This is a genomic window from Terricaulis silvestris (assembly GCF_009792355.1).
GTDB classification, from domain to species: domain Bacteria; phylum Pseudomonadota; class Alphaproteobacteria; order Caulobacterales; family Aquidulcibacteraceae; genus Vitreimonas; species Vitreimonas silvestris.
Genome location: NZ_CP047045.1, coordinates 598828 through 616553, shown reverse-complemented (window position 1 = coordinate 616553; position 17726 = coordinate 598828). Strand labels below are relative to the sequence as shown.

Annotated in this window: 11 protein-coding genes; 3 read left to right on the top strand and 8 right to left on the bottom strand. The window is 62.6% G+C overall.

The features are described from left to right. Positions 1-2: 2 nt before the first annotated feature. From DSM104635_RS02820 to DSM104635_RS02810, 3 genes are all read right to left on the bottom strand, one after another. Positions 3-1049, bottom strand: coding sequence for a phosphotransferase family protein (locus DSM104635_RS02820; RefSeq protein WP_228445814.1), 1047 nt, complete (start codon positions 1047-1049; stop codon positions 3-5). A gap of 101 nt (positions 1050-1150) precedes the next feature. Further along, entirely contained in the window at positions 1151-2128 is a 978-nt protein-coding gene (locus DSM104635_RS02815) for an NADPH:quinone oxidoreductase family protein (protein ID WP_158764743.1), read from the bottom strand. A gap of 37 nt (positions 2129-2165) precedes the next feature. Then, positions 2166-3716: an AMP-binding protein gene (locus DSM104635_RS02810; RefSeq protein WP_158764742.1), complete on the bottom strand. Its 1551-nt coding sequence runs from the start codon at positions 3714-3716 to the stop codon at positions 2166-2168. 168 nt (positions 3717-3884) lie between these two features. Between DSM104635_RS02810 and DSM104635_RS02805 the strand changes: the two genes are divergently transcribed. After that, complete coding sequence (locus DSM104635_RS02805) at positions 3885-4583, top strand: TetR/AcrR family transcriptional regulator (protein WP_158764741.1); 699 nt, start codon at positions 3885-3887, stop codon at positions 4581-4583. 30 nt (positions 4584-4613) lie between these two features. Here DSM104635_RS02805 and DSM104635_RS02800 read toward each other — a convergent pair whose 3' ends face one another. The 5 genes from DSM104635_RS02800 to DSM104635_RS02780 form a co-directional block, all read right to left on the bottom strand. Next, a complete protein-coding gene (locus DSM104635_RS02800) occupies positions 4614-5873 on the bottom strand; it encodes a cytochrome P450 (RefSeq protein WP_158764740.1) in 1260 nt (419 codons plus the stop codon). Between the two features lie 23 nt (positions 5874-5896). After that, positions 5897-8041: a TonB-dependent receptor gene (locus DSM104635_RS02795; protein WP_158764739.1), complete on the bottom strand. Its 2145-nt coding sequence runs from the start codon at positions 8039-8041 to the stop codon at positions 5897-5899. Positions 8042-8317: 276 nt separating this feature from the next. Next, positions 8318-9631, bottom strand: coding sequence for a hypothetical protein (locus DSM104635_RS02790; protein ID WP_158764738.1), 1314 nt, complete (start codon positions 9629-9631; stop codon positions 8318-8320). Positions 9632-9661: 30 nt separating this feature from the next. Then, positions 9662-12736 carry a TonB-dependent receptor domain-containing protein gene (locus DSM104635_RS02785; RefSeq protein WP_158764737.1) on the bottom strand — a complete coding sequence of 1025 codons (3075 nt, stop codon included), beginning with the start codon at positions 12734-12736 and terminating at the stop codon, positions 9662-9664. A gap of 28 nt (positions 12737-12764) precedes the next feature. Continuing rightward, the gene (locus tag DSM104635_RS02780; protein ID WP_158764736.1) at positions 12765-14120 is read right to left on the bottom strand and encodes a dicarboxylate/amino acid:cation symporter; all 1356 of its coding nucleotides are present in this window, start codon (positions 14118-14120) and stop codon (positions 12765-12767) included. Between the two features lie 222 nt (positions 14121-14342). Between DSM104635_RS02780 and DSM104635_RS02775 the strand changes: the two genes are divergently transcribed. Together DSM104635_RS02775 and DSM104635_RS02770 are read left to right on the top strand one after the other, a co-directional pair. Next, the gene (locus tag DSM104635_RS02775; protein ID WP_228445813.1) at positions 14343-16190 is read left to right on the top strand and encodes a sensor histidine kinase; all 1848 of its coding nucleotides are present in this window, start codon (positions 14343-14345) and stop codon (positions 16188-16190) included. Beyond that, the gene (locus DSM104635_RS02770) at positions 16187-17527 is read left to right on the top strand and encodes a sigma-54-dependent transcriptional regulator (protein WP_158764735.1); all 1341 of its coding nucleotides are present in this window, start codon (positions 16187-16189) and stop codon (positions 17525-17527) included. Before DSM104635_RS02775 ends, DSM104635_RS02770 begins: the two co-directional genes overlap by 4 nt. Positions 17528-17726: the final 199 nt, after the last annotated feature.

The following is a 17726-nucleotide window of genomic DNA, read 5'->3' as shown; positions in this document are numbered from 1 at the left end:
AGCTATCCCGACTCGACGAGAGAATTTGCGCGCGCGAGCAAGCGCACGGCGTTGTCGTGAAGCGTTTGTCCGATGTCCTTGGAGGCCTTGCCGGCGCAAGAGCGCGCGAACGTGCCTTCGAGCAGGATGCCGAGCTTGTAACAGGCCAGGACGCGATACCAGTCGATGTCCGCGACACTGCGCGTACTGGTTTCCGCATAACGGGCGACGAGTTCGTCGCCGCTTGGAAAACCATCCCATGGCGCAACCGTTGGGCCGGTGTGGGCCGCGCCGGACCGATCCGGCCAAGTCGCCAATAGCCAGCCGAGGTCGATAAGAGGATCGCCGATCGTGGCCATCTCCCAGTCGACGATCGCAGCCAGTTCTGGTCCATCCGGCTGGAACATCACGTTCGCGAGGTGAAAGTCCCCGTGCATGATGCCTGGCGCGAAACTCAAGGGGCGATGCTGCTCAAGCCACGCCGCAACGGCGTCGACGCCTGGCAAGCCCTCAACACCGGGCCACGACTCGTATGCGATGTAAGAGTCGAGTACGCGGCGCCACCGCCCCACTTGCCGCTCTAGAAATCCTTCGACGCGGCCCACATCAGCCAAGCCAACCGTCACGTGATCGACGCGGCCCAGCGCGACGAGACCATCGACCATCGCAAGACCCATGCGCCTGCGGATTGCTGGATCGGCGCGATGCAAGGGCGGCAGACCTTCGGTGGCGTTGAAGCCATCGACGCGCCGCGTGATAACAAACGCCGCACCCAAGACACTCGTGTCAGAACATGTCGCGACAAACCGCGGATGCGGGACATCCTCCTGCGCCAACGCCTCGAGGATGCGCGCCTCTCGCTTCATCGTCTCGGTGCCATCGCTGTTGGGATGCAACGGCGGCCGGCGCAACACGTACGCCTGCCCCGAGCGTTCGAAGCTCACCAAGATGTTCTGCGTGCCGCCACCGAGCGGGCGCAGATTTTCCAGCGGTCCGTCGCCCAGGCCTTCGCTATCCAACCACGCCTGCAGGCGTTCGGCATTGACGAGGTCTTTCCAGGTCTGATCCACGTCCTCTCCGCAAATCACCCACGCTCCGACAAGCATCAATGATCATAGGTGATCTCTGGCGAACAATGCAACATCGTTAAGTTTAAACGCGACAGCAGGTTCTAGGCGGTCACTAGGACGATGCGGCCGGTCTGAGACCGGTCGGTCGCTGCGAAAAGGGCGGCGCGGAAATCCGCGAGCGCGTACTTGGCTCCGATCTGCGGACGGACGGCGCCATGCTCAAAGAGCACAAACAGCCGCGTCATGTTGTCGGCGGCTGTAGCCGGCTCGCGCGCCTCGAACTGACGGCCGTCCACGCCAACGAGAGCGGCGCCCTTCACGAGTGCGAGATTGGTCGGAAGCCGCGGAATGTCACCTTGCGCGAATCCGATCACGAGATGCCGGCCATTCCACGCCAGCGACCGAAACGCCTGCTCGGTCGCGTCGCCGCCGACCGGATCCAAGATAATGTCCGCGCTGCGTCCGCCGGTGAGCGATTTCACTTGTGCACGCCAGTCGTCCGCCGCGCTATCCACCACGGCATCCGCCAGCGCTTGCCGCGCCATCTCTCGCTTCGCCGCCGACGATGCTGACGCGACAACATACGCGCCGAGCGCCTTTGCCACTTGGACTGCAGCGAGGCCAACGGCGCCGCCAGCGCCGAGTACGAGTACGATCTCGCCTGGCGCGAGGCGGCCGCGCTGCACCAGAGCGTAGTAAGCGGTGCCGTGTCCGCTTCGAAACACAGCTGCGTCCTCGAAGCTCATTGCTGTAGGAATAATCGACGCGGAACTCGCCGCAGCGACTGCAAACTCGGAAAACCCTCCGCCAATAGCCGTCGCGCATACGCGCGCGCCAATGATATCCGAAGCGACGCCATGTCCAACTGCGTCCACGACGCCGGCGAACTCAAATCCAGGTATGAACGGAACGTCGGGCTTCAGCTGATAGCGTCCGGCAGTAATAAGCGCATCCACGAAGCCAACGCACGCGGCACGCACCGCAATGCGTATCTCCCCTTTAGCCGGTTGCGGGATGGGCACGTCTTCGATTGCGAGGGCGTCCGGTGGGCCTAGTTCTCTTGCGATCACGGCGCGCATGGTCGATCCCTGTCGCGATGACGCGTGCGGCTTTGAGTCAGCCAACGGCTGATCCGTCTAATTGACGGCTCGCAAACAGAGCGCGCAGCTGCGGCTTGGCGATCTTGCCGATGCCTGTGCGCGGCATCTCCTCGATGACGCGAAGATGATGCGGATGTTTGTAGCGCGCGAGGTGGCCCTCGCACGCCGTGCGCAACGATTCCAACGTTACTGTATGGCCAGGCATGGCGACGATCACCGCGAGACCGACTTCGCCCCACTTGTCGTCGCCGACGCCGACAACGGCCACGTCCGCGACGCCTGGATGGCGCATCAGCACACGTTCCACTTCGGCGGGATACACGTTTTCGCCGCCAGATTTGTACATCTCCTTGATGCGATCGACGATGTAGAAGAAGCCTTCGTCGTCTTCACGCGCGACGTCGCCGGTGCGGAACCAGCCGTCGACGAAATCAAGCGCCGGATCCCGATCGAGATAGCGCTGAATGACGGCCGGCCCCTTGACGCAAACCTCGCCGGGCTCGCCACGTTGCACGTCGCGCCCGGCCGCATCGACAAGCCGGATGTGGATGTTCATCACCTTCTGCCCGCACGAACCCTCGCGCACTTTGTCGAGCCGGCTGGTGTCGAGCGACGTGATGGTCGGCCCCGTCTCGGTGCCACCGTACTGAATGAGGAAATTCACGCCCTTTGCGGCGTAGGTTTCCCGCAACCTGTCGGGCAATTGCGAACCAGCGAACAGCAATTTGCGGAAGGCGGAAAAGTCCGCTTTCGCAAACGACGGGCTATCGGCCATCATCTGATACATGACCGCCGGCAGGCCGATATGCGTGACACCGTTGGCCGGGTCGCCGATGAAACGCACGGCTTCGTCGGGATCAAAGCGCGCCTGCGTCGTCACCTTGCCGCCGAAATAGAGAGCGGGATTGCAGAACACGTTGAGGCCGCCGGCGTGAAACAACGGCATCGGATTGAAGACGTGCGCGGCGTTGTCGCCGATTGCGCCGAACTGCGCCTGATTGATCCCCTGCCAGATCACGCCGTTCAGCGTGATGATTGCGGCCTTCGGTTTTCCCGTTGAGCCTGACGTGTAGAGGATGAGGAATGGCGCGTCCCCATCCAGATCATGCGGCGCGGGCGTCGGAACGCTCCGCTCCGCCATCTGCTCAAGATCGGCGAGCGACACGAGTCGTGGAATCGACGCTTCCAGCGCAACTTCGGAAGCGAGCTTCAGCCATGTCTTGTCGGCGACCAGCAAGTCGGGCCGCAAATCACCGCACAGCGACACGAGTTCCGAACACGTCAGCCGAAGATTGAGCGGCGCCAGCGCCAGGCCCGTCCGTGCGCACGCAAACTGAATTTCGTAGTGCCGCAGGTCGTTATTCATCAGCATGGCGACACGCGCGCCAACCGGCAGGCGGAGTTCATGCTGCAGGACGTTGGCGATCCGTGCTGTTTGCGCGTCGAGTTGCTTCCACGTTCGCGTCTCGCCGGTCTCGAGATTCTGCAGGGCGACCTTCGAGGGCTGGGTCCGGGCGTAATGATCGGGCCAGTCGACGGCGAACGATTTAGGCGACGTCTGGCCCATGCAACCTCCCCACGGGCGAACAATTAGTGTCGTGCGCCCATTAACTTAACGGTGATTGATTTATCGCGCAAGCATTCAGCTTCTCCGCGGGCGCCGGATCGACTAAATCTAACAAAACCTGACGCCGTTTCATCCGAACGTCGCGACCGGGGCGAAAAGCGAACACACATGGGACGGCCCAAGAAACCCCTGTTCAACCGGCGCAAGACGCTCGAAGCGGCACTGCGGATCATCGACGAGGAAGGGCTGGAGGCCTTGAGCATCCGCCGGCTCGGCGACGAGCTGAACGTGAGCGGCTTTTCGCTCTATCACCACTTCGAGGACAAGGACGCGATCCTGATCGGCGCGTGCGAACTTGCCTTGGATGGCATTCGTGCGCCGAAAACGACGCACAAGGATTGGCGCGAGTGGCTCACGAACACCGCCGTCGAGTATTGGAGCGCCCTTCGCAAGCATCCCAATCTGATTCCGATCCTAACCCGGCGCCACCCCTTACGGATCGGCATGGGTGAGCACAACGAAGCGGCAGGTCTGATGGCCATCCAGGGCGTTCCGCCGAGAGTGATCATGCCGCTGCTGGAAAGCCTCGAAGCCGTCGCGCTGGGCTTTGCCAGCTACCAGTCGGCGGTGGAGACTGATCAGCAGGACGACTGGAAGCAGCAACACTCCTTCCTATTCCATGTCGGGGAAAACCGCGCCTTCTCCACGTCGCGGAGCTTCGAGATCGTGGCGCAAGCGGCCGTCGAGGCGTTGATCAAGGAATACGACGCGACGGAGGGCCAGAACGCTCCCGTTGTGCCCCCCGCCCCGATCGAGAATCCTGCAGGGCCAGCGCGCGCCAAGCGCCACGCGCGCGGTAAAACTTAGCCTTCGCTGACTAACGGCGTTGAAGCGCGACTAGTCCGCCGGAACGAATCGGGGCGTGGTGAGCACGGGCTCGGCGGGCCGCGTCGGTGCGCTTGGCTTGCCAGACGAAAACCGCATCGGCATCGCGTTGAATCCGTACACCATGGGAATGCTCCCGTAGGGCTCTACCGCGTCGAGATCGATTTCGAAATCAGGCATCCGCCGGAGGATTTCCGTCATCAGCACGCGGATGTCGGCGCGGGCGAGGTTTTGCCCGAGGCACGCGTGCAGTCCGCTTCCGAACGAGAGATGCGGATTTGACGGGCGGTTGAGATCGAAACGGTCCGCATCCTTGAAGGTCGCCTCATCGAGGTTCGCGGAATTGACGGCGCAGATGACGCGATCGCCCGGCGAGAACGCTACGCCGGCAATTTCGACAGGCTCCACCACCGTGCGCGCGACGCCGGTGCTGGGAGAATGCAGACGTAGGATCTCCTCGATGGCGCGTGGCAACAGCGATTCATCTTCGATGAGCCCTGCGCGATCGGCGGGATTGCGGCTGAGATGGAGCATCAAGCTGCAGATCGCGGAGATGGTCGTGTCACCACCACCGAACAGCAGCATCATAACAAGTTCAACGACAAGGTCGCGAGGGAGCCGCTCGCCATCAATTTCCGCGCGCAACAAGGCGGCGACCAAACCCGCCCCATGATAGCCGCCGCGCTCAATGGTGTCGTTCAGGTCGGCGACCAGCCAGTGCATGCCTTTCAGCGAGCCCGGCTTCTTGGCAACGGCTTCGAGCACGGCCGACCCATAGTTCAGCGCGCGATCAAGCGGCAGCCCCAAGATATCCATGACCAACAACAACGGCATCGGCATCGCGATGTCGGTGACCGCATCACAACGGCCGTGCGCAATGACACCATCGATCACCCATCGCGCCAGCTCGGCAATCCGGTCGGTGCGGGCCTCCACGGCGGACCTGCTGAACCAAGGCCGAAGCAGCGCGCGCAGCGCCGTTCCTTCAGGGGGATCCATCTCGATGATGCCGATCCGCATGCCGTTGGGTGGAATGGCAACGCCGCCCTGCAGATTCCCCTCTTCGTCGCGGAAACGCCCAGCCGACAGCGCCGCGCTGTTGCGCAGCGCCGCGCGTACATCGGCAAAACGGGTCAGCACGTGGAAGCCGCCATGCGCGTCGCTGTGCAAAACCGGACAGCGCGCGCGTGCATCGCGATAGATTTCGCGATGATCGCGCGCGAACTCGGCACTGTGATGATCCAGGTCACGGTGTGCCGTTTTGTCGTCCATCGTGCTCGCTTCCTTTCGCATGGCTAGAAATCGTAACCCAGTCGAACCCCGTAGGTTAAGGGCTCGGCCCACACGACCTGTTCGGCGATCGATGTGGTGAGGTTTGAGCGATAGATCTCTTCATCCGTCAGGTTGCGTCCCCAAAGGGAGAGCGAGACTTGGTCGCCGGGCAGATGCCAAGCCACCTGCGCGTTGACCATTGTGTAGGCTTCCGATCGCGCGCGGTTGTTGAAATCCCAATAGAACGACGCCGTATTGAAAATGTTGATCGACGGCGTGATGCGTCCGCCGCTCGCCAGCGCAATGTCGTATTCGGCGGCGAGGCTTAAAGTCCAATCTGGCGAGCGCACGAGCTGATTGCCGGTGACATCGCGCGAGACGAGCGTGAAGCCGTCTCCCGGGCCGCCTGCCGGCTCATATACAGACGCGTTGGGAAAGCTTGTGTATTCGGCGTTGAGATAGGATGCGCCGAATTGGATGTGGAGCGCGTCCGTCGGGCGCCAGCTCACGTCGACATCGAACCCGGAAGATTCGCTTTCAGCCGCGTTGTCGAGCAGCTGGAGACCAGTGATCGGGTCGATCGCTTGCACTTGCAGGTTCGAGGTTTGGTAGAAATACGCCGCAGCGTCGATGGTTAGATCTGGGCTCACGCGCCACTTCACGCCGAGTTCGTACGCGTCGACTTCTTCCGGATCCACGGGAACGGGCGAGAGACCGCTGACATTGTAGGCGCCGCTCTTGAAGCCTTGCGAATAGCTCGCATAGAACATCAGCCCGTCGGTTGGCTTGTAGGCCAAAACCACGCGCGGCGTGACAGATTCCCAGGTTTCCGTGGCGCCGTCGATGATTGTGAAACCGTTGAGGATCGCGGTGACGTCCTTGGTCTCGTGATTGTAACGCAGGCCCGCCGTCAATTCGAACGGACCCATCGTGTAGGTGCCGTCGGCAAATATCGCATGGGCCTCATCGCCGTGATCGGCGGTGATGTGCAGTGCCGTCGCCGGCGCGATAAAGACATCCAGGGGCGCGTAGTGCGAATCCTGATTGTAGTAGAATGCGCCGACCATCCAGCGGAACTGCCCGCTGCCGTTCGATTGGAGCTGGAATTCCTGGCTGAAGAGATCGCCCGTTTCTGTATCCCGCAACTCGATAATTTGATCGGGCGTCGAATCATTGTCGAATACCACTACCGTCTTCAAGTCCTGAGCCGCAGTCAGCGAAATCAGGTCAACAGCATCGAAGTGGTAAGCGACACGCACCGAACCGCCAGCCTGACGGCTCGTCTGCGTGGGCGTGAGATCGCCGACGAATTGATAAGGCCCGTCCGGTAAAAGATCTCCGGGCGTGAACCCCGCATAGCCGCCGACTGGACTGTTGAGAACACCATTAGCGTCGTCAGCGTAGAGATAGTGAGCGTTCAACGTCACCGAAAGCCGATCGTTGGGTTCGATCAGCACTGTGGCCCGTGCGCTGTAGCGCTCGGCCTCGCCGACGGTGCGGTCATAAAAGCGATCGTCGATCCAACCTTCGTGCGAACCGTAGGAGCCCGCGAGCGAGGCTGACACGCCATTGGCGATTGGCCCGGTGACGTAGCCGCGCAAATTCGCGTCGTCGTAGTTACCATAGCTGGCGTCGAAGTGTCCGCTGAACTCGTCCTCAGGACGCCGCGTTGTAATGAGGATCGCGCCGCCGCTTGTATTGCGGCCGAACAGCGTGCCTTGCGGCCCCTTGAGCACTTCCACGCTGGCGACATTGGCCAGATCGTACAAACCCGTTTGCACGAGCGGCATGTAGACGCCGTCGACGTACGTAGCGACGCTGCCTTGATCGCCGACGCTGGTCGTCAAAGACCCCACGCCGCGAATGAAGGGCTGCACGAAACTCGACGTTTCGCTCATCGTCAGGCCCGGGGCCACCGTGGTGAGATCGCTCGTGCTCGTTACACCGCGCGATTCAAGCTGCGCCGCGCTGAGCGCTGTCACCGAAATCGGCACATCCTGCAGGCGTTCCTCGCGCCGCTGGGCGGTGACGATCACTTCGCCCGAGTCAATCGTCGTTCCATTCGCTTCGGTTTCTTGGGCGGCGGCTGGCGTCGCCACGACGGCCAAGGCCGTGGCCGTGGCCGCGCAGACCGCGCTCGCTACGAGCAATGCGGATTTCCCCGACATATTCCCTCCCCGATGCGGCCTGTTTTTATGGGTTCGCGCCCAGGAAAGTTATTTATCACTGTTTTATTATACCGCAACTGCATGCGCGATAACGGACCTCCTGATTGCGAGGCTCCACGCGATGGCCGATGGCCATTTCTCTATTTCTCTCCATTTTTCTGATGCTTACCGATGGCGGCGGGTCCCGGCCGCTCGGCTCTCGCGACTACTTATCAATGTTTTGACTGTCCGCCGCATTCAGCGCGCCTGACGCCAACTTCATCGCCGCAAGCGGAGCTATCGTCGTAAGGCGGGCGGCGTGAAGCCGAGATCGAAGTAGCAGCGCACCCGGTGGCGCCGCGCGGCGCTTGCGCAGAGTTCCGCTACTTCCACTTGCGTCGGGCGTTGGCCTTGGTCGAGCCAGCGCATGAGCGCGGTCAGACCGCTCACATATTCCGCGCTGCTCAATCGCGAGTGTTCGCGTTCGTTGGTGAACATCTGCAGCAACAGATGCGAACGGCCCGCACGCGCGACCGCGTCACGATAGGCGGCTTCGTGAGACACAAACGCTGTGGGATCGAATTTGGCGTGAATGGTGATCGTCGGAACAGCGATGAGCCCGGAGAGATCGGCGTCGTAGCCAAGCTGCGCCAAAGCTTCGGGGTCAGCCGTGAACCGCTCAACGCCACGATTGAGAGCTTCGTCGTCGTGAGCGCCTGCATAATGGACCTGGCTATTGTCGAACGGATTGCGCCCGTCCAAGCGCCGTCCAATCATGTCCCGAAACACAAAAGTCGCCCATGCCAGATGCGGCACAAGCTCGTCCTCCGTGACGCCGGTGACCGCGAGGATATCTGCAAGATTTCGTCGCTGCATCGCGGTCCGCGAGCGCGCGCCGACGCCAGCGCATTCCCGCACGCGCGCCGCAAGGTCGTCGCGCGTCATCGTCGAGCCGTCAGGCAAACCGCGCCATAGCGGATACTGCGGTTCGTCCGCGCGCGGGTGGTTGCGGCAGTAATACTGATAAACCGCACGCAAATCGGCGCGGAATTCATAGGCGCGCGTGCCGCCGGCCAGCACGCCGCTGGTGATGATGACGCCGTCCCAGACTGTGTCGCCCTCGGCATCGCGTGCATAGAGTTCGGCGGCTTTCGCCGCCACGTTGCCGCCCCAGGACTGGCCGTGCAGCAGCGTGCGTTGCGGACGGCCGAACCGCTCCCAGAAGATGCGGCGAAGATCGTCCGTGTCCTCCGCCGCCATGCGCACGCCATAGCCGCCGCGCCGATAGGTCGAGCCTGCCCAGGCGAAGCCCTCACGCACCGTGCTGGAAAAGCGCTCCATATCCTCCAGCGGATCGTCGGGCGCCGGCTGCCCCGAACGCGGCCCGCCATGGGCGTGGACCACAAGGACGCCATTCCAATCGGCCGGCGTGGCGATCCAATAATAGCCGCCTAACTCGGATCGGCCTGACCAGCACCGCGCGCCCCGCGGCAGAAATCGAGGACAAGTCGCTGCGTTCGGTCCTTCGCCAATCTCCGCGCCAGCAGGTGGCGCGAGATTGACGAGGGCGAACATCGCAATCAGTAGCGCCGTCAGCCACCAACGCGTCATCCGCCCTCGCTCCAAGTCGCTCACACTCAGCTAGAACTTCGTGCTTACGTCGAAATACCAATAGCGGCCATAGGGACGGTGCACCGCACCGAGGTAACCGCCATCCGCCAACGGCGGGCCTTCATCGGTCAAATCCCGAACACCCAGTCGCACGCGCGCGTCAGAGCCCAACGCGACGTTGTCGAACTCGTACTGCCCGTACGCATTGTATATGAGCTGTTCATCGACGACCCATGGTTCGCCGGTTGAACTCAACAGCGCGGGCTGCTCGATCTCGCTTACATAGTTCGCGGAAAGGCCGACGCGCCAAGGACCGGTTCGCCAGGTCAAGGCGCCAAACGCGCGCCACTCAGGGCGTCCATTTTGCGCGATGAGTTCTCTGGAATCCGGCAAGGGCGTCAATGCATCGATCGTGCCCGCATCGCGAGCGGCGTAGAGGCCATCGACGATCGCCCCAGGCTCGCGCGAGAACTCGATCAGTTGCGATGCATTCAGTTCGACGCTGAAGCTGCCCAACGGGGTGCGCCGCAAGTCCCAGTTGAAGCCAAAATCGATCCCTTCCACCGTCTGCGGCAGCAGATTGATGAAGCGGTCGCTGATCGACACAACTTCGCCGACCGGATCGAGACCCGTGCCAGCGAATATGGCGACATCGTCGGCGTCCGGCGCTTCGCGCACGACATTGGGATTCGATCCGCCCTCGACGCGGTTGAGATAGTCGAGCGCGAGCGCGGTCGGCGCTCCCAAGAGACCGACGATATCTTCCTGCTCGATCTTCCAACGGTCGATCGTGAAGGTAAAATCGCCGAGCCCTTCAGGGATGAAGCGCGGCTGGAAGACGATGCCATACGATTGGTTGGTGCTCTCTTCCGGATCGAGATCGGGGTTGCCGGCGATCAGGAGTGAGCTGTTGCCGCTTCGCGTGCACGCGGTCATCGTCGCGATACGACCGGCGCGCAGATCGGCTTCGCAGCGATAGAAATCCGTGCCGGTCGCGAGGCGCGAGTATTGTGTGGCGTTGACCTGTTCCAGATTCGGCGCGCGGAAGCCCTCGGAGTAAGAGCCGCGGAAGCGAAGGCCGTCGAACACGTCCCACGCCAGCGCGAACTTCGGTTTGGCGACTGACCCGAAGTCCGAATAGTCCTCGACGCGTCCAGCGATCTGCAGATCGAGCGCATGGACCAACGGGATGTTCATGTCCGGCGAAACGATCGGTACTGCAAATTCAACATAGGCGGCCGTGATGGTTCGGCTGCCCTTCGTATCCGGATTGGGGCTGACGGCGGCGACGTTGCTTAGATTGGTCTCGCCGGTCACCATGTCGACGAAGGTGTTAGTGCCGTCGAGATTGGCATCGCGGTCGTCACTTTGCCGTTCCTCGCGAATTTCGCCGCCGATCGCTACGCCGATATTGCCGCCCGGCAGGCTGAATAAATCGTTCCTTGAGAAGCGGAGGTCGGCCATTGCCAGACTCGAGCGCGAAACGCGTCGAAGGTCGAAGCTGATCGCGTCGATGGCAGCTTGCGACGAAGGCGAACAATCGCCGAAACTCGTCGTTGCGACGCAACCACCGCTGAACGGGTTGTAGGCGTCCGGCGTCGACAGTGCGAGCTGAGCCTGGAGCGCAGTCATGTTGATGTTGGGCGAGGTGTCTTCGGCCTCGGCCTCGGCATACAAAAGCGCAGATTCCCAGTCGAAGCCGCCGACTTCACCGCGCAGACCGGCCAGCAAGCGAGATTGGTAGTTGTGGACGACGACCTCCTGGAAGCCGGTGTCGACGAAGCGATAATTGGTCAATCGGACCGGCAAGCCTGCCGCCGGCACGTTGGTCAAATTGGGCAAGCGATTTGGGTTTGCCGACCCGTCTGTGAAGGTGATCGGCCCGAACGGATTCCAGTAATTGCTGGCCGGAATCCAGATCGCGTTCAGATTCACCACGGGCGGCTGCATCGCGCGGCTTTCGGCTTCGTAATAGCCGATCTCGCTGAAGAAGGTGAGATCGGGCGTGAGTTCGAACTCACCGGTCAAGTACATGTTGAAGCGCTCGACTGCTGGACGCACGGTCGTTTCGTGGCGCGTGTCGTAGCGCATCTCGCGATTAACGCCGCTGAATGCGACGGTGCCGCTCACGAGGCAGAGGTCACCCAGATCGGCGCCAACGCAACCGAAGCTCTCCGGTTGCACGTGAAAGGCGCCGGCCGCAGTTGTCACGACAACGCCGTTCGAACGTGGGCGCAAAGCCGTGGTCGTGGCTGGCACCGCGAGCTGCGCCCAGGGCGCGTTCGACGAGCGACCATCGGGAACGTTCGACGTTTCGTATCCCGGATATTGCGAAAAGAAGGGGCGCATGTCGTCGCTCGCCGTGAAATCCTGGTCGGCGGCGTTGAGTTCGGTGCGATCGGAATAGTTTAGAAAGAACGAGATCGAGCCGTTGCCGAAGGTGTGGCCTGCGTAGATGTCGGCGTCGAACTCGCGAAGCTCCGTCCCTTCGGCGCCACCATACCGCGCACTCGCTCCCAAACCGTCGAAGTCGTTGCGCAGCACCGTGTTGACGACGCCCGCAACGGCGTCCGACCCGTAGAGCGCTGCCGCGCCATCGAGCAGCACTTCGACGCGATCGAGACCAGACACCGGGATGGCGTTGGAGTTGAAGCTTTGCACCGGCACAGTGCCGGTGTCGGACGTGCCTTGGCTCGTCGGGTGCTGGACCATGCGCCGGCCGTTCAAAAGCACCAGCGTATTGCCGACGCCCAGCGAGCGAAGGTTGACCGAGTTCACATCGCCGCGTGCGGAATTGGAGGTTTGCGGATTATTGGCCGCCTCGAACAGCACATCGCCCATTTGCGGGATTGAACGCAACAGATCGTCGCCGCTGGTCGCGCCCGTTGCTGCAATCCGATCTTCGCTCAAGACCACGACCGGCAGCGCGTCGGTCGTTCTCGCGCCTTGAATGCGCGTGCCGACGACCACGATGGGGTCTTCAGTGTCCGCCTCCGCCGTAGTCGGCGCCTGAGCCGGCGGCTCCTGCGCAGCCGCGAGGCTCGCGCCCGCCGCAAAGAGCGCGGTGGCCGTTGTGATCAGAAGCGGCGTCTTTGTCCGGCTCATAGTATCCTCCCCTTACGTCTTTTCTTGTTCAATCGTCTGCAAGCACGAGGTCGTCGCCCGGCCCGCGCTCCGGATCCGCCGCCGCGGCGAGCGGCCTTGGGGCGCCGTTCAACGCAAGGCGCAACGCGTCGCGATCGAGCGCATTCTCCCAGCGCGCGACCACAAGTGTGGCGACGGCGTTGCCGATGAAGTTCGTCAGTGCGCGGCATTCGCTCATGAAGCGATCGATGCCCAGAATGAGCGCCATGCCGGCGACCGGCACGCTCGGCACGACGGCGAGCGTCGCCGCGAGCGTGATGAAGCCCGATCCGGTGATGCCGGCCGCGCCCTTCGAGCTCAGCATGGCGACGAGGAGCAGCAGGATTTGTTCTTCGAGCGACAGATGGATGTCGAGCGCCTGCGCGATAAAGAGCGTGGCCATTGTCATGTAGATGTTGGTGCCGTCGAGATTGAAGGAGTAGCCCGTTGGCGCCACCAGACCGACGACGGATTTCGAGGCGCCCGCGCGTTCGAGCTTGTCGAGCAGGCTGGGGAGCGCCGCTTCCGAACTTGAGGTGCCCAGAACGAGCAGGAGCTCAGCGCGCAGATAATTAATGAGCTTGAAGATGTTGAAGCCCATCACCGCGGCGACGATGCCCAACACGCCGATCACGAAGATGAAGGACGTGAGGTAGAACGTTCCAATCAGCGCGGCGAGATTGACGACCGCGCCGAGCCCGAAGGCGCCGATGGTGAAGGCGAAGGCGCCGAGCGCCCCAATCGGCGCAAAGCGCATCACGATTGCGACAAGCTTGAACATCGCCTGCGATACGGTTTCGAGCAAATCCACTAGCGGCTTGCCCCGATCGCCGATCAGCGCGAGCGCGCTGCCGAACAGCACCGAGACCAGGAGCACCTGGAGGATGCTGCCGCTGGTGAAGGCGCCGAACAGCGTGTCGGGAATGACGCCGAGCAGAAAACCGACGATCGTGGTTTCGTGCGCGGCCTCGGCGTATTGCGCGACCGCGCCGGGATCGAGGGTCGCCGGATCGATGTGGAGCCCGTTGCCAGGCTGGACCACATTGGCGACGACGAGGCCGACGATCAGCGCCAGCGTCGAGAAGACGAGGAAATAGAGGAAGGCCTTGCCGGCGACGCGTCCGACGCGGGCGAGATCGCGCATCCCCGCGATGCCCGTGACGATCGTCAAAAAAATCACCGGCGCGATGACCATCTTGACGAGTTTGATGAAGCCGTCGCCCAAGGGCTTCAGGCTCTCGCCAACGCTCGGCCAGTAATGGCCGATGGCGCCGCCAATCGCGATCGCTAGCAACACCTGCAGGTAGAGATGCCCGTTGCTCGAGCGCTTCGCCGCAGGCTCAGCTTTGGACAAAGTGGCGCCCACTCTTCCCTCCCCATCGCGTCCTTTTCGGACGCTCGCGTTTCCTCGGGCGCGGTTTTCCGTGCTCTTATGAGACCAAGGTAAGGGCACCTTGATCGCACCCGGAAGCACTCTCTCCGGCTGCAGTTAGATAGTTGATTTAACAATGATTATGTCGGTTCTGTCGGTCCGCAGGCGGAGAGTTTGTGCGGATTTTCGCTCATGCCACTATGCGGTTCGGGCGGAATGTCGCACACTCCTCGCATGGATCTCTCGCGCTTCATGCCGGCTCGACTGACGCCCGAACGCCGCGTTTGGGCGATCCTGTTGGCGTGCGGGATCGCCGCCACGTTGCTCGCCGGCTGGGCGGTCGGCGAAGCCGTGCGCCGCGATCTCGAGTCCGACCTAGCGCGCAAAGCAGAGACGGCCGCAGCGCTACACGCAGCGGTGTTGCGCAGCGAACTGGAGAAGCATCAATCGCTGCCGGTCGTGCTGGTCGACGATCCAGACGTCGCGCATCTGCTCGTCGCCCCTTCCCACGCGCTTGTCGCTCAGTTGAACGACAAGCTTGAGGGACTGGCCGCCGGGACACGCGCTGCAGTCATCTATGTACTCGATGCCGACGGCCTTACGCGCGCTGCAAGCAACTGGCGCCTCCCCACCAGCTTCGTCGGCGCCAATTACAGCTTTCGCCCCTATTTCCAGAACGCCATGCGCACGGGCGCTGCGGAATTCTTCGCGCTCGGCACGGTGAGCGGAAGGCCCGGACTCTATCTCGCGCGGCGCGTCGACAGCGCGGGCGGTCGTCCGCTCGGCGTTGTCGTCGTCAAGGTCGAGTTCGATACGCTCGAGGCCGAATGGCGCGAAGGCGACGAGCGCGCTTACGTCGTCGATCCAGGCGGTGTCGTCCTTGTCACCAGTGTACCCGATTGGCGCTTCCGCACGACGGCGCCGCTCAACGAAGCACGCCGCCGCCTCACGCTGACCGACCAAACCCTCGGCGCCGAAGCACTGCAGCCGCTGCCGTTCGCGCCGCCGCAACGCAACGCGCCCCAACTCGTCACCGTCGCCGTCGAAGGTCCGGCGCAACAATGGATGCATACCCAGACCGGCACCGCCGCGCCTGGATGGACACTCCATCTCCTCACGCCCGCAGGCGCGGCGATCGACAATGGCGTTGCGGCGGCGCGCGTGATGGCGGTGCTCATCGTCACGATCATCGCGGGCATCGCCGGCATCCTGCTGCGACGCCATCAGCAAGCAGCCAACCGGGCGCGCGCCGAGGAAGACGCCCGTCTCGAACTCGAACGCCGCATCGATGAGCGCACCCACGAATTGCGTGACAGCAACTTGGCGCTCAATCGTCAGATCGAAGAGCGCGAGCGCGCCGAGGCCGCGCGCGAGCTGCTTCGCGATGAACTCGTGCAATCGAGCAAGCTCGCGACACTCGGCCAGATCGCCGCTGGCGTTGCACACGAGATCAACCAACCTGTCGCAGCGATTCAAACCCACGCCGAAACAGCGCATGCTTATCTCGAACGCCGACAACCAGAAGACGCCAAAGCAAGCATTGCGCGCATCGAGAGCCTCACGCAGCGGATCGGCGCCATCACGCAAGAGCTGCGTCAGTTTGCTCGAAAGAGTGAAGCAAGCCTCGGTCCGGTCGGTTTAAATGACGCCATCGACGGCGCCCTCCTGCTGTTGCAGGGCCGTTTGCGCGACGGCAGCGTCAGTGTCGAACGCGAGGTCTCCCGCGACATGATCGTGGTCGCCGATCGCTTCCGCCTTGAACAGGTCATCGTCAACCTTGTCCAGAACGCTCATGACGCCGTTCAAGACGCCGACGCGCCGCTGATCCGGCTCACGGCGTTCCGCGCCGAGGATCGCATCACACTGCTGGTGAGAGATAATGGGCCAGGCGTTTCGCCCTCAATCCGCGAACGCCTGTTCACACCGTTCACGACGACGCGCCCCGCGGGCCTCGGCCTCGGGCTCGTCATTTGCCGCGACATCGTCGCCTCGTTCGGCGGTGAGCTCGACCTCCTGCCCTCCGAAAACGGCGCCACGTTCGCCGTCGTGCTGAATGTGCCATGATCGGTTTCGAGAAACCCAATACGGTCATCCTGATCGAAGATGATGCCGACTATCGCGCAGCGCTTGTCGAACGCCTCGACCTCGAGGGCTTCGAAACCATCGCCTTCGCTTCCGGCGAAACGGCCTTGAAGGCGATCGGCGGCGATTTCGCTGGCGTCATCGTGACGGATTTGCGCATGCCGGGCATTGATGGGCGCCAAATTTTGATGCGCCTACAGCAACTCGATCCCACATTACCGGTGATCATGATCACGGGCCATGGCGACATCGCAGACGCCGTCGCCGCCATGCGCGAAGGCGCCTACGATTTCGTAGCCAAGCCATTTCCGTTCGAACGTCTGTTCGAGACCCTCCATCGCGCGCTGGAAAAACGCGGCCTCGTGCTCGAAAACCGACAGCTTGTCGCCATCGCCGCTGAAGGCGCGCACGAATTGCCGTTGGTCGGCTCATCGCGCGCCATTACCGCGCTCCGCGCCACCATCGCCCAGATCGCGCCCGCCCGCATGGATGTCTTGATCGAAGGCGAAACTGGCGTCGGGAAAGAAGCCGTGGCGCGCGCGCTGCACAATACCGGGCGGCGGCGTCTGTCGCCCTTCATCGCCGTGAATTGCGGGGCGCTTCCGGAAACCATGATCGAAAGCGAATTGTTCGGTCACGAAGCCGGCGCGTTTGCCGGCGCCCATCGCCATCACATCGGCTTCATCGAACGCGCGCACAATGGCTCGCTCTTTCTCGACGAAGTCGAGAGCATGCCGATGAACGCGCAAGTCAAAATCCTGCGTGTTCTCGAAGAACGCGAGATCCAGCCGATCGGGGCGCGCGAGCCGCGCGTGCTTGATCTTCGCATCATGGCCTCTTCGAAGGTCGATCTCGCTGAAGCTGTCAAAGCGGGCGTCTTTCGCGAAGATCTCTATTACCGACTTAACGTTGTCCGCCTGAGGGTGCCGCCCTTGCGGGAGCGGCGCGAGGACATTCCGCTTCTGTTCGCGCATTTCCTGCGTCAGGCCGCTCAGCGCCACGGGGCCGAGGCTTTGACGATCAATGACGGCATTCGCCGGAAACTCCTCGAAGAGAGTTGGCCCGGCAATATCCGAGAGCTTGCGCACTACGCAGAGCGCGTGGCGCTGGGTCTTGAGCGCGACGCCCAATCGAACGGCGACGACGCCCTTGCCCTACCAGAACGGTTGCAGCGGTTTGAAGCCGAACTCCTGCGTGATGCTCTGAAGCGCCACCACGGCGACATCGCAGCCGTGCTCGACGAAATGCGCATACCCAGGAAGACGCTCTACGACAAACTGCAGCGCTACGCTCTGAGACCCGCTCAATTCCGGCGGTGATGGGAGAGGTTTGAGAAACCATGCTGACGCCGTGTCAGCTAAATCCCATAAGCGGACATGCGCCCTACTCTGCCGCTTAGCGGACGTCCGACGTCCGAAATTCGCCGACTCATAGTCGCGAGTCGTGATGTCGCGTGCCGCCGGTACGGAAGCCGCTGAAGAGCAAAGCCTGAGCGTCCGCACCTCCGCCGCTGCGTTG